Annotated in this window: 21 protein-coding genes and 3 pseudogenes; 6 read left to right on the top strand and 18 right to left on the bottom strand. The window is 49.4% G+C overall.

Annotation, left to right across the window (positions count from 1 at the left end; genetic code table 11):
* Window positions 1-154 precede the first annotated feature (154 nt).
* Window positions 155-835 (bottom strand): epoxyqueuosine reductase QueH, encoded by a 681-nt coding sequence (locus tag Q0X97_RS08665; RefSeq protein WP_302066935.1) that lies wholly within the window; start codon window positions 833-835, stop codon window positions 155-157.
* A gap of 184 nt (window positions 836-1,019) precedes the next feature.
* On the opposite strand from Q0X97_RS08665, the gene Q0X97_RS08660 reads away from it, so the two are divergent.
* The 4 genes from Q0X97_RS08660 to hflX all read left to right on the top strand — a co-directional run bounded on the left by Q0X97_RS08660 (window position 1,020) and on the right by hflX (window position 4,549).
* Window positions 1,020-1,997 carry a DNA polymerase III subunit delta' gene (locus Q0X97_RS08660; protein WP_302066934.1) on the top strand — a complete coding sequence of 326 codons (978 nt, stop codon included), beginning with the start codon at window positions 1,020-1,022 and terminating at the stop codon, window positions 1,995-1,997.
* Window positions 1,998-2,008: 11 nt separating this feature from the next.
* On the top strand, window positions 2,009-2,365 hold the full coding sequence (locus Q0X97_RS08655) for a PilZ domain-containing protein (protein ID WP_302066932.1): 357 nt from the start codon (window positions 2,009-2,011) through the stop codon (window positions 2,363-2,365).
* 162 nt (window positions 2,366-2,527) lie between these two features.
* A complete protein-coding gene (locus Q0X97_RS08650) occupies window positions 2,528-3,301 on the top strand; it encodes a TatD family hydrolase (RefSeq protein ID WP_302066931.1) in 774 nt (257 codons plus the stop codon).
* A 93-nt stretch (window positions 3,302-3,394) separates the two neighbouring features.
* Complete coding sequence (gene hflX / locus Q0X97_RS08645) at window positions 3,395-4,549, top strand: GTPase HflX (protein WP_302066930.1); 1,155 nt, start codon at window positions 3,395-3,397, stop codon at window positions 4,547-4,549.
* A gap of 108 nt (window positions 4,550-4,657) precedes the next feature.
* Here hflX and serB read toward each other — a convergent pair whose 3' ends face one another.
* Window positions 4,658-5,494: a phosphoserine phosphatase SerB gene (gene serB / locus Q0X97_RS08640; protein ID WP_302066929.1), complete on the bottom strand. Its 837-nt coding sequence runs from the start codon at window positions 5,492-5,494 to the stop codon at window positions 4,658-4,660.
* On the opposite strand from serB, the gene Q0X97_RS08635 reads away from it, so the two are divergent.
* Entirely contained in the window at window positions 5,493-5,678 is a 186-nt protein-coding gene (locus tag Q0X97_RS08635; RefSeq protein ID WP_302066928.1) for a hypothetical protein, read from the top strand. The genes serB and Q0X97_RS08635 overlap by 2 nt on opposite strands.
* A 222-nt stretch (window positions 5,679-5,900) precedes the next feature.
* Window positions 5,901-6,470 (top strand): hypothetical protein, encoded by a 570-nt coding sequence (locus tag Q0X97_RS08630; RefSeq protein ID WP_302066927.1) that lies wholly within the window; start codon window positions 5,901-5,903, stop codon window positions 6,468-6,470.
* A gap of 97 nt (window positions 6,471-6,567) precedes the next feature.
* On the opposite strand, the gene Q0X97_RS08625 is transcribed toward Q0X97_RS08630, so the two are convergent.
* The 16 genes and pseudogenes from Q0X97_RS08625 to Q0X97_RS08550 all read right to left on the bottom strand — a co-directional run.
* A complete protein-coding gene (locus tag Q0X97_RS08625; RefSeq protein WP_302066926.1) occupies window positions 6,568-7,035 on the bottom strand; it encodes a low molecular weight protein-tyrosine-phosphatase in 468 nt (155 codons plus the stop codon).
* A gap of 4 nt (window positions 7,036-7,039) precedes the next feature.
* Window positions 7,040-8,134 carry a conjugal transfer protein gene (locus Q0X97_RS08620; RefSeq protein WP_302066925.1) on the bottom strand — a complete coding sequence of 365 codons (1,095 nt, stop codon included), beginning with the start codon at window positions 8,132-8,134 and terminating at the stop codon, window positions 7,040-7,042.
* Window positions 8,135-8,217: 83 nt separating this feature from the next.
* Window positions 8,218-8,988 carry an ADP-ribosylglycohydrolase family protein gene (locus Q0X97_RS08615; RefSeq protein WP_302066923.1) on the bottom strand — a complete coding sequence of 257 codons (771 nt, stop codon included), beginning with the start codon at window positions 8,986-8,988 and terminating at the stop codon, window positions 8,218-8,220.
* 58 nt (window positions 8,989-9,046) lie between these two features.
* Window positions 9,047-9,508, bottom strand: a complete 462-nt coding sequence (dtd, locus tag Q0X97_RS08610; protein WP_302066922.1) for a D-aminoacyl-tRNA deacylase — start codon at window positions 9,506-9,508, stop codon at window positions 9,047-9,049.
* Window positions 9,509-9,828: 320 nt separating this feature from the next.
* Entirely contained in the window at window positions 9,829-9,939 is a 111-nt protein-coding gene (locus Q0X97_RS08605) for a hypothetical protein (protein WP_302067009.1), read from the bottom strand.
* Entirely contained in the window at window positions 9,936-10,166 is a 231-nt protein-coding gene (locus Q0X97_RS08600; RefSeq protein WP_302066921.1) for an RHS repeat domain-containing protein, read from the bottom strand. The genes Q0X97_RS08605 and Q0X97_RS08600 overlap by 4 nt, the downstream gene beginning before the upstream one ends.
* Before the next feature lie 67 nt (window positions 10,167-10,233).
* Window positions 10,234-10,311: pseudogene (locus tag Q0X97_RS08595) on the bottom strand (RHS family protein); the annotation flags it as partial.
* A 155-nt stretch (window positions 10,312-10,466) separates the two neighbouring features.
* Complete coding sequence (locus Q0X97_RS08590) at window positions 10,467-10,703, bottom strand: hypothetical protein (RefSeq protein WP_302066920.1); 237 nt, start codon at window positions 10,701-10,703, stop codon at window positions 10,467-10,469.
* A gap of 161 nt (window positions 10,704-10,864) precedes the next feature.
* A pseudogene (locus Q0X97_RS08585) lies at window positions 10,865-12,589 on the bottom strand (RHS repeat-associated core domain-containing protein); the annotation flags it as partial.
* Window positions 12,590-12,604: 15 nt separating this feature from the next.
* A complete protein-coding gene (locus Q0X97_RS08580; RefSeq protein ID WP_040667335.1) occupies window positions 12,605-12,940 on the bottom strand; it encodes a hypothetical protein in 336 nt (111 codons plus the stop codon).
* An 11-nt stretch (window positions 12,941-12,951) separates the two neighbouring features.
* Entirely contained in the window at window positions 12,952-13,134 is a 183-nt protein-coding gene (locus Q0X97_RS08575) for a hypothetical protein (protein WP_302066919.1), read from the bottom strand.
* Window positions 13,135-14,832 carry an RHS repeat-associated core domain-containing protein gene (locus tag Q0X97_RS08570; RefSeq protein WP_302067710.1) on the bottom strand — a complete coding sequence of 566 codons (1,698 nt, stop codon included), beginning with the start codon at window positions 14,830-14,832 and terminating at the stop codon, window positions 13,135-13,137.
* A gap of 69 nt (window positions 14,833-14,901) precedes the next feature.
* A complete protein-coding gene (locus Q0X97_RS08565) occupies window positions 14,902-15,228 on the bottom strand; it encodes a hypothetical protein (RefSeq protein WP_107879548.1) in 327 nt (108 codons plus the stop codon).
* 410 nt (window positions 15,229-15,638) lie between these two features.
* Window positions 15,639-16,286 (bottom strand): annotated as a pseudogene (locus Q0X97_RS08560) (RHS repeat-associated core domain-containing protein); the annotation flags it as partial.
* 32 nt (window positions 16,287-16,318) lie between these two features.
* Complete coding sequence (locus Q0X97_RS08555) at window positions 16,319-16,564, bottom strand: hypothetical protein (RefSeq protein ID WP_126304761.1); 246 nt, start codon at window positions 16,562-16,564, stop codon at window positions 16,319-16,321.
* Window positions 16,561-17,721 (bottom strand): colicin E3/pyocin S6 family cytotoxin (locus Q0X97_RS08550; protein WP_302066917.1); only part of this gene is annotated, 1,161 nt, incomplete at its 5' end. The genes Q0X97_RS08555 and Q0X97_RS08550, both read right to left, overlap by 4 nt.

Raw genomic sequence — 17,721 nt, 5'->3', positions numbered from 1 at the left:
ATCCCGCGTGGTGTTGAACCGTGCGGGATTTTTTATGGCTGTTCGGTTGTCGAGGTATGTTTGGTTTGGGTGTGATGATGTGCTGCTTGTACGTTTGAGATAAAGAGGCCGTCTGAAATTTTTTCAGACGGCCTCTTTATTTATATGAACATCATTATTCGGCTTCTTCTTCGTCGCCGTAATATTTCACACCGATTTTAATCGGCGGACGGCCTTGCGATTTGCGCCAATGGTTGGTGTCGCGCAGCGAATACGCGCAGCCGCAGTATTCCTGCTGGTAGAAATGTTCGCGCTTGCTGATTTCGATCATGCGTGCGCTGCCGCCGCCTTTGCGCCAGTTAAAATCCCAATACACCACATCATCGTAAGGGGCGACGGCGCGTTGGCCGCAGTCGTTGATTTGGTTCATGTTTTTCCAGCGTGAGATGCCTAAAGAGCTGGTGAGTACGGGAAAGCCGTGTTCGTGGGCATAAAGGGCGGCGCGCTCGAAACGCATGTCGAAACACATGGTGCAGCGGCGGCCGCGTTCGGGATCCATTTCCATGCCTTTGGCGCGCTCGAACCAGTTGTCCACATCGTAATCCGCGTCGATAAAAGGAATATTGTGTTTCTCGGCAAAAGCGATGTTTTCGTTTTTGCGGATTTCGTATTCTTTTTTCGGATGGATGTTGGGGTTGTAGAAAAAGATAGTGAAATCAATGCCGCTGGCGAGCATGGCTTCCATCACTTCGCCGGAACAGGGAGCGCAGCAGGAATGCAGCAGCACTTTTTTCTCGCCGCCGGGTGGGTTCAGCACAGGGCGGTCGATGGGGGTAACTTCAGGTTTGTCGTTCATGATGTGGTCTGCCCAAAAGGTTTCAGACGGCCTTTAATCATGAGGCCGTCTGAAAATATAGTTGATTTGGCGTGTATTTTAGCAGAACGCAGGCCGGCGTGTCAGGCCGTCTGAAATATGGCCGTCTGAAAGATAAGGTTATTGGGTATAATATCCGCTTTCTTTTTCAACGCGCTCCGTTCACATGATTTATCCGTGGCATCAAACCCAATGGCAGCAAATCGCCGCGCACCGGCAAAGCCTGCCCAACGCATGGCTGTTTACCGGCAAGGAAAACACCGGCAAAACCGCGTTTGCCCGCCACACCGCGCAAGCCTTGCTGTGCGAACAACCCGATGCGGCAGGCGGGCCGTGCGGTGTTTGCCCATCGTGCCATTTGTTCGGGCAAAACAGCCACCCCGATTTTTATGAGCTGACACCGGAAATCCCCGAAGGCGAAGCGGTGGGGCGCAAGCTGTTGCAGATTAAAATCGATGCCGTGCGCGATATTGTTGATAATATCCACTTAACTTCCGTGCGCGGCGGCAGGCGGATTGTGTTGGTGCATCCGGCCGAAAGCATGAATCTTCAGGCGGCCAACGGTTTGCTGAAAGTGTTGGAAGAGCCGCCTGAAAACGTGGTGTTTCTACTGGTAACGCACGCGCGCGACAAATTGCTGCCCACCATCAAAAGCCGCTGCCGCCAAATGGTGCTGCCCGCGCCGTCGCACGAAGAAGCCCTGCAATATTTGCAGGAACGCGGCACCGAGCACACCGAAGCGCTGCTGGCTTTTCACGGCGGCGCGCCGCTGTTCGAACACACGCCTGAATTGGACGACTTGCGCGAAGAGCTGCTCGACCTGCTCGCCGCCCCGCGCCTGCTGGCGATTCTCGATTACGCCGCCGCATTCGACAAACACAAGCAGCCGCTGGCGGTTTTTCTCGACTGGCTGCACAAATGGCTGCTGGATGTGGGTTTGGCGCAACAGCATATGCCGCCGCTGTATTATCCGGAACATGCCGCCGCGCTTGTTCAAACGGGCATAAAAACCTCACCTGCCACGTTATTTGCACTAATAGGCCGTCTGAATCGATTAAGCCCTTACGGACACCATACCTTGAGTGTTAAAATGCAGCTCGAATTCTTACTCATCGAATATCTTAATTTTTGGCAAAATAAATAAAAGGGAAATCTATGGATATCGCAAAAGACCTGCCGGGCAGAATGATGGCCTTGCAGCTAAAAGAAAAAGTGGCGCTTTACAACAGCTACATGCCGTTTCTTGAGCATGGAGGTCTGTTTGTGCCCACCGACGACATTTTCTCGCTTGGCGACGAAGTGTTGTTGGCGCTGGAGCTGACCGACCACCCGGGCAAAAAATTCTTGCGCACCCAAGTAGCGTGGATTAATCCCGCGCGTACTTCTACGCAACGCCCCAAAGGAGTGGGTTTGGCATTCAGCGATGATGAAATCTGCACGCAAACCAAAAAACTGATCGAAGGCGAGCTTGGCAGCAGCCTGCGAAGCGACCGCGTAACATTTACGCTGTAAAGAACAATGCCCGGGTTGTCTGAAACGCTTGTATTTAAAGGGGAACTTTTCGACAGCTTGGGCATTGCCGGTTTCATCACAGTAAAACCAGAACAGGCCGTCTGAACGTGTGCTTTCAGACGGCCTGTTTAAATATTATTTGATTAAAAACCTTAATTTATCATGCACTTAATCGACTCCCATTGCCATCTGAATTTCGACGGTCTTAGCAGCCGCCTGCCCGAAGTGTTTGCCAATATGAAGGAAAACGACGTGAAGCAGGCGCTGGCCATCAGCGTGAGCAAACAAACGTTTACCGAAGTGTTGGCGCTGGCCGAGGCGCACGAACATATTTTCGCCACGGTAGGCATTCATCCCGACGACAAAGACACGCCGGAATTTACCGTTGCCGAGTTGGTGGAGCATGCGAAACATCCGAAAGTGGTGGGCATCGGCGAAACGGGCTTGGATTACTATTGGTGCAAAGGCGACTTGGGCTGGCAGCACCAACGGTTTGCCGACCACATCGCAGCGGCCAACCAAAGCGAGCTGCCGTTGGTGGTGCATACCCGCGAAGCGGCGGCGGATACCATGCGGATGCTGCGCGAACATCAGGCGCATGCCGGGGTAATCCATTGTTTTACCGAGAATGTGGAAGTGGCCAAAGCCGCGTTGGATTTGGGCTTTTATATTTCGTTTTCCGGCATCGTTACCTTTAAAAATGCCGTCGATATTCAGGAAGCCGCCAAATATGTGCCTGCCGACCGGATTTTGGTGGAAACCGACGCGCCGTTTCTCGCTCCCGTGCCCAAGCGCGGCAAGCCGAACGAGCCGGCTTATGTGCGTTATACTGCCGAATTCGTAGCGAAACTGCGCGGCGATTCGGTGGAGCATATTGCTGAAATCACCACCGAAAACTTCTACCGGCTGTTTAACAAAGTGTCCAAGACGGTGTGAAAAAAGCTGAAACCGCAGCAAACCATCATCTTGGCAACATGGCAAACCCACAGAGGCCGTCTGAAAAATTTTCCCCTAAACGGAGCGTGAAGCGTGAGTAAACCCACCCTGTTTCAAATCGACAAATCCCTTGAAAAACCGGAGCGCGTGATGCTGGTGGGCGTGATGTTGAATGCGGACTATTCCGGTGCCAACGAATTGCGCGAACAGGGTTTTCAGACGGCCTTAGCCGAAGCGGCAGACTTGGTGTGTGCGGCGGGCGGCGATTTGGTGTGCACCGAAACGACTAAGCGCGACAAAGCCCATACTGCGCTTTTTGTCGGCACGGGTAAGGCTGAAGAGTTGGCGGAAGTTGTGCAGCGGCACGACATCGAACTGGTGGTGTTCAACCACGAGCTGACGCCGACACAGGAGCGTAATTTGGAGCGTGTTTTGCAATGCCGCGTGCTTGACCGCGTAGGGCTGATTTTGGCGATTTTCGCCAAACGCGCACAATCGCAAGAAGGTAAGCTGCAAGTGGAGTTGGCGCAGCTCAACCACTTAAGCGGGCGGTTGGTGCGCGGTTACGGACACATGCAAAGCCAAAAAGGCGGTATCGGTTTGAAAGGCCCGGGCGAAACCCAGCTCGAAACCGACCGCCGTTTGATCAACCAAAAAATCACCGCCTTGAAAAGGCAACTGCAAAACGTGCAGAAACAGCGTGCCACCCGCCGCAAATCGCGGATGCAGGGCAGCATCAAAACCTTTGCGCTGGTCGGCTATACCAATGCGGGAAAATCCAGCCTGTTCAACCGTTTAACCAAAGCCGACGTGCTGGCGAAAGACCAACTGTTCGCCACGCTCGACACCACCGCCCGCCGCCTGTATCTGTCGCCCGAAGCCACGGTTATCCTAACCGACACCGTCGGCTTCGTGCGCGATTTGCCGCACAAGCTGGTGTCTGCATTTTCGGCCACTTTGGAAGAAACCGCGCTGGCCGACGTGCTGCTGCATGTGGTTGATGCCAGCCATCCCGATTTCGAGAGGCAGATGGATGATGTGAATACCGTGCTGGAAGAAATCGGCGCGCATGAAGTGCCGCAACTGGTTGTGTACAACAAAATCGATCTGCTGCCCGACAACAAACGCCCCGCCGGTATTTTGCGCGATACGCAGGGCAGGGCGGTGGCGGTGAATGTTTCGGTAACCGAAAGTTTGGGTTTAGATGCTTTGCGCGAGGTGATGATTGAGCGGGCGCGAGAAGAGTAGCTCTGTGCAAAACGGCCGGCAAAAGCGGCACAATGCGGCGGGGTGGAAGCAGCAGAGCGACGAAGTGCCACTAGAGTAAGCAGACTGGTTTTTCAGACGGCCTCGACGTTATCTGAACCACCCGCGCACGGCTTCCAGCCCGCCGAAGTTGATGCAGGCATCCGCATGTGCTTGGGCTTTCGGTTTGGCGCGGTAAGCGATGCCGATACCGGCTTCGAGCAGCATGGGGATATCGTTTGCGCCGTCGCCCATAGCCAGCACCCGATGTTTTTCCAAGCCCAGCCGTTCCCGAAGCTGCACCAACAAATCCGCCTTGGCTTGCGCATCCACCACGCCCCCGAGCAATTGCCCCGTGAGCAGGCCGTCTGAAATTTCCAAAACATTCGCGTGCTGGTAATCCAGCCCCAAACGTTGTTGCAGGCGTTCGGTGAAAAAAGTGAAGCCGCCTGAAACCAGCATAAATTTCACTCTGTGTTTTTTGCATTCGTCCAGCAGGTATTCCGCGCCGGGGGATAGCTGCAAAACGTTGTCGTACACTTCTTGCAAAACCCGTTCGTCCAAGCCTTTTAACAGTGCGACGCGGCGGCGGAGCGATTGCTCGAAATCGAGTTCGCCGCGCATGGATTGTTCGGTAATCTCCGCCACTTGTGCTTTCAAACCCACGCCGGCGGCGATTTCGTCGACACATTCGATGGTGATCAACGTCGAATCCATATCGCTGACAATCAACCCCAGTTCGGAAAACGCCAAATCCGGCAGTACGGCATGATCGATGCGTTGGCGGTTTAATTCCGCCGATACCGCTTCGGGCAGGCGGAAACCGTCGGCAACGGGCAGCCTTAATGTGCCGTGGCGGATGTTTTCAGACGGCAGGTTTAATGTGTTCAAAATGCCGAGGTCGCATTCGGTAAGGGCGGGATGTTGGAGAACGAAAACGTGCTGCATGATGATGTGGGTGAAGGAAGAAAGCACGGATTATAAAAGAAATTGCCAAAGGCCGTCTGAAAAGTTCGATGAGCCTTCGGGCATCGGCGAAGGCCGGAAAGATACGGATTTGGGCGGCCGCTTGGAAATACGGTTTGCGAAAGCGGATAAAACGGCCGGATATCATTTGTTTGATGCGGCATAAAAAACTTTACCTGATTTGAATTGCTTTTTCATACGGCATAAAAATGATTGAAATCAACAGTATGTTGGAATAAGCAAGTGTAATTGGAATTAATCGGCCGCGCTTGTGCGCTGCGGGCGCGGGCTTGAGCCGAGACAAGGAACTTTTTCTCTGTTACCGTTGCCTATATACAGTCTGTGCTTTTTTGCACATTGATGATTACCTAATAAAAACGGAGTAACTATGAAAGTGGATTTTAAAACTATCGTTCCTGCTGTTGTTTTGATGACCGCGCTGACCGCCTGCGGCAGTTTCAGTTTCGGTAAAAAAGACAAACCCAAAGAACAACCTGCTCCCGCTCCCGCGCCTGCCGTCCAACCACAAGCGGCACCGCAGCGCCAAGCTCCTGAAACGGTTCGGGTCGATTCTATCGACGCTAAGAAAGAAGTAGCTTACAAATGCGGCAGCAAAGGGCAGAATCCGCTGACTGTGATGTACGGTTTCAAAGGCAGCGAAGTCGTGGTTGCCCAAGTGAAATACCAAAACAAACTGTCTCCCGGCCTGTTCCGCATTATCGGCAACAATGACGGCAACGTGTTTACCGCCAACGGCATCACTTGGTCCGCCGGTAAAGCCGACGCCGCCAATGTGGATAAAGTGGACGGCAATATGCTGACTCAGGAAGGTATTGAAACGGTAAACGGCAAGCCGACCCAAGTTTCTCAAATCGTTACCAAATACTGCGTATTGGATAAAGCGGCCACCGCGAAATTGAACAAGCCTGCCGCTAAGAAAGCACCGGCTAAAAAATAATCCGGTTGCCGGCAAATCTTGAATCAGAGGCCGTCTGAAAAGTTTCAGACGGCCTCTTTCATAGGCTTGCGGGTTTGTTCGGCTGTTTGCGGCCGAGTTATTCCGCCAAGCCCAATTTTTTCAGCAATGCGCGGCTGCCTTCCGATACGAGCCGGAAAGTTTCGTCGAAATCGCCGGTGTACCACGGGTCGGGCACATGGTTGTAGCCGCCGGACGGGATTAAATCGGTAAGTTTGAAGATTTTTTCGGGCCGGCGGCCGAACATGCGTTCCAGTTCGGCAAGGTTGTCGTCATCCATCGCAATCAGAAAATCATAATGTTCGTCATCGCCGGGCCGGACTTGGCTGCTGGTGAATCCCGAATGGTCGATGCCGTGCTGAGCCAGCTTTTCGCGTGTGCCTTGGTGCATGTTTTCGCCGTTGTGCCAGCCCGAAGTGCCCGAGCTGGAAACGGCGATACGCAGCTCCACACCGGCTTGCCGCGCATGGTGGCGCAAAACATATTCGGCCATCGGCGAGCGGCAGATGTTGCCGAGGCAGACGAAAAGGATACGGTAGGCGGTCATGTGATTATTGCTCCGCAAACAACGGGTTGTGGCCGGGCAGGTTGAGGGCTTGGGCGTAATTGGGCAACTCTTCCTGTTCGGGTAGGGCATCGTGGAGCAGGCGGATGTTTTCGACTTGGCATTCGACCATCAGATCCAAAAAGTTTTGCTGCACGGTTTCGATGCGTTCGGCTGGCGACAGCGGCCAAGCGAACACTTGCGGCATCAGTTCGAACGCGCTGTCGGTGGCGTTAAAGCCGAACAATAGTTTTCCGCCTTGCTGCGAAGCCATAACCACGCCCACGCGCGGACTTTGCAGGCGTATGGCGCGTATGGCGTTGGCGGCGAATACGTCCAGTGCCATCCGCAGGCGCATATGGCTGCCTTCGGCGAGTGCGTGCAGCGGGGTGTCGGGGGAAAGCGGATTGGTAAACAAGGTCAGCCCTTGCTGCGTTAAACTTTCCTGCCATACCTGCATCAGGGGCAAGGCGGCATCGCGCAAGTTTTGGTTTAAGACGGCCTGAAGGCTTTGAGCACCGTAACCGAGGGCAAAAACGACATGCACGGACTGTCCGGCGGGAATATCCAAATCGGCTTGCGGCAGTAGGGCGGCAAAGTTTTGTGCGGCTTCGATATTTTGTTTCGCTGCAAACCATTGGCCGGCGTTAACGGCAGCCAAATCGGAGGCGCGCACCAGCTTCGGCAGCCAGACAGCCTGAATCAGCGGGCGTAAATGCGGGTAGTCGGCCATACGGGCGCACAGTTCTACCGACGGGGTGTTCAGCGGCAGTGTTTGAGATTGGTTGCAGCCGGCCACCAGCACCACGGGTATCGCAAACCATTGCACTTCGTGCTCGGTTTTGGCCTGCAAAGTGGTGTCCAAACCGTCGAAAAGCGCGCGGTAGGAGGCGGCATCGGGAGTCATGCTCATGGCGACGGAAAGGCTGAGGTAATGGTTTTGCTGCAGCATGGTATGGATTTCGGCTTGCAGCGATTCGGTGGCGAGTTTGCGTTGTGCGACCGAGGTGTTTTGCGCGATTTGCGAAGCGTAGAGCAGCAGGCTGTTTTTAACGGGGTCGGTAGGGTAAGGGCGGGTGTCGGGAAGGGTTTGGGGATTCATGGAAAAATCTCTCGGCGTGTGTGTCGGGATGCCGTGCATTATAGCTTAGGCCGTCTGAAAAAGTGGGTTTTCAGACGGCCTCTTCAGGTTGGAATCCGCAATAATACTTCGGCAATATCGTTTGGCAGAATGGTGAATGCCTGCCGCTTGATGGCTTCGGGAATGTGGCGGTAATAGGCTTCGGCGATGCTGCCCGCAATGGCGGCGAGGGTGTCGCTGTCTCCGCCCAGCGATACGGCCAAACGGACGGCATGCTCGAAACTGCCGCTTTCTAAAAAGGCGGTAATTGCTTGCGGCACCGATCCCGCACAGCTTGAATCAAAAGTATAGGCCGGTCGGATTTCGTCGCAGGATAGGGTTAAGTCGTAATCGAAGCGGTCTGCAACGGCTTGGCGGATAAAGGCTTTGTTTTTGCCGGTTCTTGCCCAAAAAATAGCGGCGGCCACTGCCTGCGCGCCTTTGATGCCTTCGGGGTGGTTGTGGCTGATTTCGGCGGATATTCGGGCGTATTGCAAGGTTTCGTCCAAAGTGTCGAACGACCAGCCCACCGCCGATACGCGCATGGCCGAGCCGTTGCCCCAGCTTCCGTAAGGCTGGGGGTTTTCTTGGGCAATCCATTTTTTGAACGATGCTCCGTAAGAGCCTCTCGGATTGGGATAACGGCGGCACCAAGCCTGCATAACCGGTGCAAAATCTTCATGGCAGCCTGCTTGCACCCATGCGGCCACGGCAGCCGTGCAAACGGTGTCGTCGGTAAAACCGCATTCGGGAGAAAAAAGCGGAAACTCGGTGTGTTTGTGATTGGCGAACTCAAAGCGCGAACCGATGATGTCGCCGATGGTGGCTCCCAGCATGGCAAATCCTTTTCAAGTCGGAGAGGCCGTCTGAAAAAGATTTTCAGACGGCCTGATATTAAAACAGCTTTTGCGAAGCCAACAACAGCGTTACCGGCCCGTCGTTGCATAAATCAACCTGCATGTGGGTTTGGAAGCGGCCGGTTTCGACTGGAATATCATGCTGCCGGAGCATGGCGGCAACCTGTTCGTAAAGCATATTGGCCTGTTCGGGCTTGGCCGCATCGGAAAAAGAAGGCCGCCTGCCGTTGCGGGCATCGGCATACAGCGTAAACTGTGAAACCAGCAACACCGCACCGCCGGTGTCTTTCAACGATAAATTCAGCTTGCCCGCATCGTCTTCAAAAATCCGCAGGTGGGCGATTTTATCGGCGATATAGCGGGCATCGGCTTCGGTATCTTCATGGCATACGCCGAGCAACACAACAAAACCGCGGCGGATACGGCCGGTGGTTTCGCTATTGCCCGCTTCAATCACATTAACTTCGGCCCGGTTTACTTTCTGAATAACGGCTCGCATAAATTTCACTCACATTGGTTTGATTGGTTTTACCGAAACAGCCGCAGACCGGCATCATCGGCACGGATAGATAACGTTTGCTGATATACGTTTGCGGTTGATTTTAACGTTTTTAGTAACGGTTTGGGCATGGCTGTAATCAGCGAACGCTCCGAGGTGCGGATGAGTGAATGGAAATGAGGGATGGCAAAATTAAAAATAACTTAATGATTTTACCGGCGGTCGGAAGAGTAGGGGGGGATTATCAAAGAATTTGAGCTAAGGCCGTCTGAAAGTAAGTTTCAGACGGCCTAAGTTATCGCAACTATACTCGCCCACAATCAATGCGGGGTGGTCTTTGAGGCCATCTGAAAGGTTCTTTGCGTCGGCAGATCGTCTCGGCCGTATTCGTACGCGGTGGTGTGGCCTTGGCTGTCTGTATGGGCGGTCAGGCGGTCAGAGCATACTTGAAGCGGGTGGTGTGTTTGAGCGGGTCGGTGTGGGTAAGCAGATTGCCGGCTTCATCGTAGGTGTAGCTGTCGTAGTTTCCTTCGGCATCGCTTTTACGGATGAGGCGGTAGCTGTCGTCGTAGTCGAAATGCAGCATGGCACCGTCGGGACGGACGATGGTCTCGATTTGGCCTTCGTTGCTGTATTGGTAGCGGGTAACGCGGCCCATTATCTCCGTTTTCTTTCAGACGGCCTTTACTTACCAGTCTGCCCAAAGCATCGTAGCGGTAAGCCCATGTCTCTTTCGTGCTGTCTTTTTTGAAGATCTCTACTTTAATCAGTTGATCGTGCAAATTGTAGAAATAGTTTTGCACTTCGCCGTCGGGCAGTTCGTGGTGAATTAGGTTGCCGAAATCGTCGTAATAATAGCTGATGCCGTTGTAGTGTTTCAGGTGGTTGTTTGACAATGTTGAGGTTGCCTGAAAGGTTTATTTTCAGACAACCTCAACAAAGGGAAAGTTGCTATTGATCAAGCAATACGGCAATTTAAAAGAAAATTATAAAATTCATCAATAGTTAAAGTATCTGGGTCCAAGTTACCAATTAAGCATGAATAAATATAAACTTTATCTTCAGAAACTTCTAAATCAAATAAATTAGTATTAAATTCAGTTTTTTCACTATTTTTTAACCAATTTATAATCTTTTCGATATAAGCATTATTTCCATAAATTTCATTTGATAATTGCTCACGAAGGTTTACCATGAAAATCTCCTTATTCAAATCAAACAGGATAAGCTGTGCTTAAAAACCCTTTACTATCATAATGAAGTTGAAGTTTATTTGTAGGTTTTCCATTAGCATCTCTACCAATATTCCTATCAAAAGTTGCCACCTTTGAGTCACTGCATGTTCCTATTTGCTGCTTATGTCCTTTTCGGATAATTTTTTTTATTTTTTTTAGCGCTATCAGTATCAAACTTACTTACATCACTATACTCTGAAGAAGCTCGATGCCTTTTCAAAATATGCTTCAATACAGACATCCTGCCTCTTCTATATGAAACGACTCGTTGAAAGTTGATTTTTTGAGAAATTAATCCTAATGGATCAACCCACTCTTGAACATTAAAAGCAAATAAATAAAAATTTACCCCGCCAGCTAACCCAATCGGATCCTGATTCACAAATCTACCCACATCAGGGTCGTAATAACGGAAGAAATTGTAATGCAGCCGGATTTCACTGTCGCAATACTGGTTCTGTAATCTGAACGGCTGGTGCGCGGTTCCCGTTACGTTGGTTTCTTCGGTTAATTTGCCCCAAGCATCATACTCACCTAACCAAAGCAGCTTACCGTTTTTATCAGTCATTTCTCTCGGTATGCCGATTTGGTCGCAGTGGAAATAATTGATTTCCTGTTTGCTTTCGCTTTCCGTGTTTGTATAGTTGTGAATTTGTGCCAGCGGTTCATAGCTGTCTACATCGGTGTAGAGATAGGTGTAGAGGCCGTCTGAATTTTGTTCCTGAAGCAGGCGGCTGCCGTCCCATATAAAGTCTGTTCTGTCCGCTTTGAGGCCGTCTGAAAGTTCACGGTATTTGGTGGTTCTTCTGTCCAACGCATCGTATTCAAATGCCCAAACTTCTTTGTCCCACTCCCCTGTTTCTGCGTTCTTCTTAAACGTTTCCACTTTAACCAAACGGTCGAACAAGTCGTAATGTAGGTTTTGGGTGCTGCCGTCCGAATGTTCTTTGTGGATGGTGTTGCCGAAGTCGTCGTAGAAGAATTTTATGCTGTTGTAAGCCGCAATGCGGTTGTCTTTTACCTGCTCTCCGTATTCGTTAATCAGGTTGTAGGCTGGGTCGAAGGCAAAGGTTTGGTTTTGCACTTTCAGGGGTTGGCCGAGTTTGTCGTATTCGAAATGCGTGGTTCCCGTCCGCTGGTCGCTGCTGTGGAGCAGGTTGCCGGTTTTGTCGTAGCCGTAGCTGCGTTTGACGGCGGTTTGGCCGTAACCCGCCGCTACTTTGCTTTTGCCTTTGCCGCTTTCAGACAGGCCGTTGAGTGCGGCAATCTGTTTTTTCAGACGGCCTAGCGGGTCTAGTTCGTAGCGGCTGGTTAAGGCACCCTGTGTCCTTTGGATTTCGCGGTGCAGTTTGTCGCGTTCGATGTCGCTGATGACTTCGCCGTCGAGGTTGATTTGGTGCAGGTGGCCGCTGCCGTAATACAGGTAGTTGATTTGGCGGCCGTCGGGCAGTACGGTGGTGGTGCGGTTGCCGTTGAAGTCGTAATGGTAGTGGATGCTGTCGGTAATCGGTTGGAACAGCATATCGTACTGCGGGTCGCGCCAGTCGGTGTCTATCAGGCCGTTTCGGGCGTTCTCTTCTTTAGTCTGTACCTTCCAATGGTGCTGGCCGATGAGTTGACCGTTGGGGTTGTAGTCGAAACAGGTAATGCTGTGTTGGTTGGCGGCACGCACGAGGTTGCCGTTAAGGTCGTAATGATAAGCGGTTTCCTGAATGTTGCCTTTGTTGTCATGGGCAAGGGTGTGTTTCAGACGGCCTAAGATGTCGCGTTGGAACTCGGTGATTCTGAGCGGGGTTTTGTCTTTAAGGCCGTCTGAAAGTAGCGAGGTGTTGGTTTCGCCGACGGGTTATTGAAGTTTTTATTATGGTGAAATCTGATTATGCAGATAATCAAATAATTGATTGGCAATAAACTCAGCATGATCTTTTTGAACGGGAAATTCAAAGTAATAATACTGATCGTTATATTTTTCTGTAATGTATCCAGGCATGCAGAAAAATTTATTATAAAATGAAAAGATCTCTTTCACAGACTCTGAAATTTCTTCTAAATTATTAGTAATATCAGTTATATCATAGAAAATTTCACTATAATATTTATCAAGAGAGTTTATTGTAATAAACGGGAGTTTTTCTTTATTACAAAATTCCCAATGTTGAGAAGCTAAAGAGCTATTTTTATAAACAAATTTATTCATAAAATATTTAATCACTTAAATTTAAAGTCAGTAACATGGCTCATTTTCCCTTTAGGATCAAATCTTGCCATATAGTGAACTGTCACACCATCTACTTTTTGCTCCATTTTATTCCATCCTTTTCCTGCATAACACCTATCTTTTATCTGGCTTTCATCAATAAGAACATCTCCTTTTTCAGGGTGTTTTTTCACTTAATCCATTATTTTGCTTTCTAGTCGATTTCTTGGCTTGGTTCTTCCTGTTGATTTTGTAGAAACAAATTTTGGTTTACGGGAAGAGGATTTCTTTTTTAACCCAAGGGGATCAATCCAATCTTGTGCATTCGGAGCAAAAGTGTAGAAGTTATCATCACCCCACAACCCAATCGGATCTTGATTAACAAACCTACCCACATCAGGATCGTAATAACGGAAGAAATTGTAATGCAGCCTAATTTCGCTGTCGCAATACTGGTTCTGCAACCTGAACGGCTGGTGCGCCCTTCCCGTTACGTTGGTCTCTTTGGTTAATTTGCCCCAAGCGTCGTATTCGCCGAACCATATCAGATTGCCGTCCTTGTCGGTCATTTCGCGGGGAATACCGATTTGGTCGCAGTGGAAATAATTGATTTCCTGTTTGCTTTCGCCATCCGTATCGGTGTAGCTGTGAATTTGCGCCAGTGGTTCGTAACTGTCTTGGTCGGTGTGGATATAGGTATATCTGCCGTTGCCGTACACTTCTTGAACCAAACGGCTGCCACTCCATATAAACTCGGTAACGTCTTCGAGGCCGTCTGAAATTTGCCCGCCGTTTTTCAGACGGCCTTTACTGATTCTGTGACCCAACGCGTCATAATCAAACAGCCATGTCCCTTTTACCCATTCTCCTGTTTCGGGATTGTGTTTGAAGGTTTCCACTTTTACAAGCTGGTGGAAGACATCGTAATACAGGTTTTGGGTTTCTCCGTCGGCAAATTCTTTGTGTACGGTGTTGCCGAATGCGTCGTAAAAGAATTTTGCGCCGCCGTATTCGGCAAGGCGGTTGTCGTGTACTTTGTGTTCGTAGCTGTCGATAATGTTGTGTGCGGAGTCGAAGGCGAACAGTTCGTTGCTCGCTTTTTTGATTTGCCCCAACGGGTCATATTCGTAATGTACTGTACCGCTTCTTTGGTCTGTCGAATGGATAAGGTTGCCGGTTTTGTCGTAGCCGTAACTGCGTTTGACTGCGGTTTGGGCGGGAGTGCGGGCGGGTATGTAACCCGCCCCTACGGCAGCTTTGCCGCTTTCAGACAGGCCGTTGAGTGCGGCTATCTGTTTTTTCAGACGGCCCAGCGGATCCAATTCGTAGCGGCTGGTTAAGGCTCCTTGTGTCCTTTGGATTTCACGGTGTAACTTGTCGCGTTCGATGTCGGCGATAACGGTGTCGTCCAGCATAATGCTGTGAAGATGCCCGCTGCCGTAATATAAGTGATGGATGCGTTGGCCGTCGGGAAGTTCGGTAACGGTGCGGTTTCCGTTTGCATCATAGAAATAACGGATGTCGGCACTTTTGCCGAGCAGAAACATATCGTGTTCGGGGATTTGCCAATCCAATTCGGGCAAAGCTAGGGCAGTGCATTCCTGCGCTGTGGGAAGTTTCAGGGCGTATTCGCCGATAATGCCGCCATTGGGATTGTAGTCAAAGGCTGTGCTGTGGTTCGGTATGGCTGCGCGTACTAGGTTGCTGTTTGAATCATAGTGGTAAGTGCGTTGCCCAATGCTGCCGTCGGTGTGTCTGGCAAGAATATGTTTCAGACGGCCTAAGTTATCACGGCCGTATTCGCTCACAATCAATGCGGTATGGTCTTTGAGGCCGTCTGAAAGATTCTTTTCGGCAGGAATGTCGAGTGTGCCGTATTCGCTTTGCTGCACCAGTTCGTTACCGGCGTTGTAATAGTAGGCGGTCAGTTTGTGGTCGAAACCGCTTTCGGCTACTGCTATCTATGTAGATTCAGTCCTCCATAAAATATCTTCTCCAATAAGGGCATCTAATTCTACCCAAGCATCCTCTAATTGATTGATTATAATTTTATTTTTATAATTTAAGTCATTGCTTAAGTTTTGATGCCAGATGAAAACTATTTTAGGTATTTCATATAGGTAAGCAGCTAGTTCTTTTTTAATTACATCTTTATTTTTTAAATGAATTTTTAATTTTTCAAGAATATTTAATAAATCTTGGTATGATGTTTCATCAAATACCATGTTTTGCCTTAGTTGATTTATGAAATTATTATTTTTAAGTAAATCTAATAATATATTTTCCATTTTAAATATCCTTAAATTCATGTTAATAGTGTAATAGCAGTTGCAGGAATATTACCTTTAATTAGAACTTCTTGGTCTGCGGCAGCGGCATTTCTTGCAAACGGAGTTCCAAGGGAAGAGGCTTTTTCAGGAGTGGAAACATCTAGAATGTTTTCTTTAGGTATTTTATCGGTATCAATTCTTATGACAGGGCTCGGATTACCATCATCATTTGGTGCATATTTTTCTTTAGCTGTTTTTTCACAACGAGTTGTAGATATCCAAGGATCTCTTGAGTGTTTTGTACCGCTAATATGCTGTGTTGGAGTGGTTTTGTGGGCAGGTGTTGGTCTAGAGATACCTTTTCCGGCAATAACATCCGCAATTTCACTTGAGTTTAATGCTCTGTAAACAATTATCCAACCTAACCAATCCACCCAAGCAGTTGTATTAGGAGCAAAAGAATAAAAATTATCCCCACCCCACAACCCAATCGGATCCTGATTCACAAACCGCCCCACATCAGGATCGTAATACCGGAAGAAATTGTAATGCAGCCTGATTTCGCTGTCGCAATACTGATTCTGCAACCTGAACGGCTGGTGCGTTGTACCTGTTACATTGGTCTCTTTGGTTAATTTACCCCAAGCATCATACTCCCCGAACCATATCAGATTGCCGTCCCTATCGGTCATTTCGCGGGGAATGCCGATTTGGTCGCAGTGGAAATAATTGATTTCCTGTCTGCTTTCGCCGTCCGTATCGGTGTGGCTGTGAATTTGCGCCAGCGGTTCGTAACTGTCTTGGTCGGTGTGGATATAGGTATATCTGCCGTTGCCGTACATTTCTTGAACCAAATGGCTGCCGCTCCATACAAACTCGGTAACGTCTTCGAGGCCGTCTGAAACGGTTTGGCCGTTGGTGGACAGGATATTGTGCGCGGGGTCGAAGGCGAAGCGTTCGTTGCCCGCTTGGGTGATTCTGCCCAGTTTGTCGTACTCGAAATGCGTGGTTCCTGTCCGCTGGTCGCTGCTGTGGAGCAGGTTGCCGGTTTTGTCGTAGCCGTAGCTGCGTTTGAGGAAAGCATTTTCTCAACTTTAAATGCATACTATTACACGATATTTTCCTCACAAGACAAAAAGTAGTCATATTTATTTATTTCCAACTTTTCATCTAAATAAGGCTCAATTATTTCTGCAATTTCTTTTGTTATCCAATATTCTTCGTACATCGGACCAGTTTCATTGAAAATTGTTTGCAAAAATTCAAGAGATGGTTCATTTTTAAAATTTAAAACTCCAATGAATTCTTCCCCAAATTTTTCGAATTTTGATATAAATCTTATGATTTTTTTCATGGTTTAACCTTTCTGCCTTTGATGGGGTCTTTTATTTGTTTGCCAGTTTTGGGATCAAATGCGCCAAGGTGTTTTTTTCCTGTCTTATCGTACATTTCAACCTCTCCATGCTGAGAATCCCATTCGAGAATACAACCACTAGGAAGTTTCCAACGTTTTCTTAATCCACCCCCTCCTTGTACGGGAGTTTTAGCTTTAACCTTGGCTGCCGTTGGAAAACCGGGAAGAGAAGAGGGAGCAGGAACATGAGCAAGTCCCAGTGGGTCAATCCATTTTTGAGGATTAAGAGCAAACTGATAAAAATTCTCCCCACCCCACAACCCAATCGGATCCTGATTAACAAACCGACCCGCATCAGGTTCGTAATACCTAAAGAAGTTGTAATGCAACCCGGTCTCTTGGTCGCAATACTGATTCTGTAACCTAAACGGCTGATGAGCTGTTTCCGTTATGTTGGTTTCGCTCTTCAGCTTACCCCAACCGTAATAATCCCCAAACCACAATAAATTGCCATCCTTATCGGTCATCTCGCGCGGAATACCGATTTGGTCGCAATGGAAATAATTGATACTTTGTTTGGTTTCTTCTGTGTGTGTCCGGTTGAAGATTTGCGCCAGCGGCTCGTAAGAATCTTGGTCGGTATAAATATAGGTATATAGGCCGTCTGAATTGTGTTCCTGTAACAGATGGCTGCCGTCCCATAGGAAGGCAATTTCGCTGTCTAAAATATCTTTGCCGTTCGGTGTATTCAGACAGGCATTGTTTGCTGAATGCCTGTCTGAAACTTCGTTAGCGTTCTCCATTTTCAGACGGCCTTTGCCGATTCGTCTGCCCAAAGCATCATAGCGGTAAGCCCAAGTTTCTTTCACCCCATCTTTCTTAAAGATTTCTATTTTAATCAATTGGTCGTGCAAATCGTAGAAATAGTTCTGTACTTCGCCGTTTGGCAGTTCGCGATGAATCAGGTTGCCGAGGTCATCGTAGTAATAGCTGATGCCGTTGTAGTGTTTAACGCGGTTGTCGGTAACGGGGTTGAGGCCGTCTGAAACGGTTTGACTGTTAGTGGACAGGATATTGTGCGCGGGGTCGAAGGCGAAGCGTTCGTTGCCCGCTTGGGTGATTCTGCCCAGTTTGTCGTACTCGAAATGCGTGGTTCC

Origin of the sequence: Neisseria sp. MVDL19-042950, assembly GCF_030504625.1 — a bacterium.
Lineage (GTDB): Bacteria > Pseudomonadota > Gammaproteobacteria > Burkholderiales > Neisseriaceae > Neisseria.
This window is presented reverse-complemented; position numbering and strand designations above follow the sequence as displayed.

Bases quoted from the DNA above. Each gene is read 5' to 3' on its own strand.
- Q0X97_RS08665 (WP_302066935.1), bottom strand. From the start codon at position 835: ATGAACGACAAACCTGAAGTTACCCCCATCGACCGCCCTGTGCTGAAC.
- Q0X97_RS08660 (WP_302066934.1), top strand. From the start codon at position 1,020: ATGATTTATCCGTGGCATCAAACCCAATGGCAGCAAATCGCCGCGCAC.
- Q0X97_RS08655 (WP_302066932.1), top strand. From the start codon at position 2,009: ATGGATATCGCAAAAGACCTGCCGGGCAGAATGATGGCCTTGCAGCTA.
- Q0X97_RS08650 (WP_302066931.1), top strand. From the start codon at position 2,528: ATGCACTTAATCGACTCCCATTGCCATCTGAATTTCGACGGTCTTAGC.
- Q0X97_RS08635 (WP_302066928.1), top strand. From the start codon at position 5,493: ATGATGATGTGGGTGAAGGAAGAAAGCACGGATTATAAAAGAAATTGC.
- serB (WP_302066929.1), bottom strand. From the start codon at position 5,494: ATGCAGCACGTTTTCGTTCTCCAACATCCCGCCCTTACCGAATGCGAC.
- Q0X97_RS08630 (WP_302066927.1), top strand. From the start codon at position 5,901: ATGAAAGTGGATTTTAAAACTATCGTTCCTGCTGTTGTTTTGATGACC.
- Q0X97_RS08625 (WP_302066926.1), bottom strand. From the start codon at position 7,035: ATGACCGCCTACCGTATCCTTTTCGTCTGCCTCGGCAACATCTGCCGC.
- Q0X97_RS08620 (WP_302066925.1), bottom strand. From the start codon at position 8,134: ATGAATCCCCAAACCCTTCCCGACACCCGCCCTTACCCTACCGACCCC.
- Q0X97_RS08615 (WP_302066923.1), bottom strand. From the start codon at position 8,988: ATGCTGGGAGCCACCATCGGCGACATCATCGGTTCGCGCTTTGAGTTC.
- dtd (WP_302066922.1), bottom strand. From the start codon at position 9,508: ATGCGAGCCGTTATTCAGAAAGTAAACCGGGCCGAAGTTAATGTGATT.
- Q0X97_RS08600 (WP_302066921.1), bottom strand. From the start codon at position 10,166: ATGGGCCGCGTTACCCGCTACCAATACAGCAACGAAGGCCAAATCGAG.
- Q0X97_RS08590 (WP_302066920.1), bottom strand. From the start codon at position 10,703: ATGGTAAACCTTCGTGAGCAATTATCAAATGAAATTTATGGAAATAAT.
- Q0X97_RS08580 (WP_040667335.1), bottom strand. From the start codon at position 12,940: ATGAATAAATTTGTTTATAAAAATAGCTCTTTAGCTTCTCAACATTGG.
- Q0X97_RS08565 (WP_107879548.1), bottom strand. From the start codon at position 15,228: ATGGAAAATATATTATTAGATTTACTTAAAAATAATAATTTCATAAAT.
- Q0X97_RS08555 (WP_126304761.1), bottom strand. From the start codon at position 16,564: ATGAAAAAAATCATAAGATTTATATCAAAATTCGAAAAATTTGGGGAA.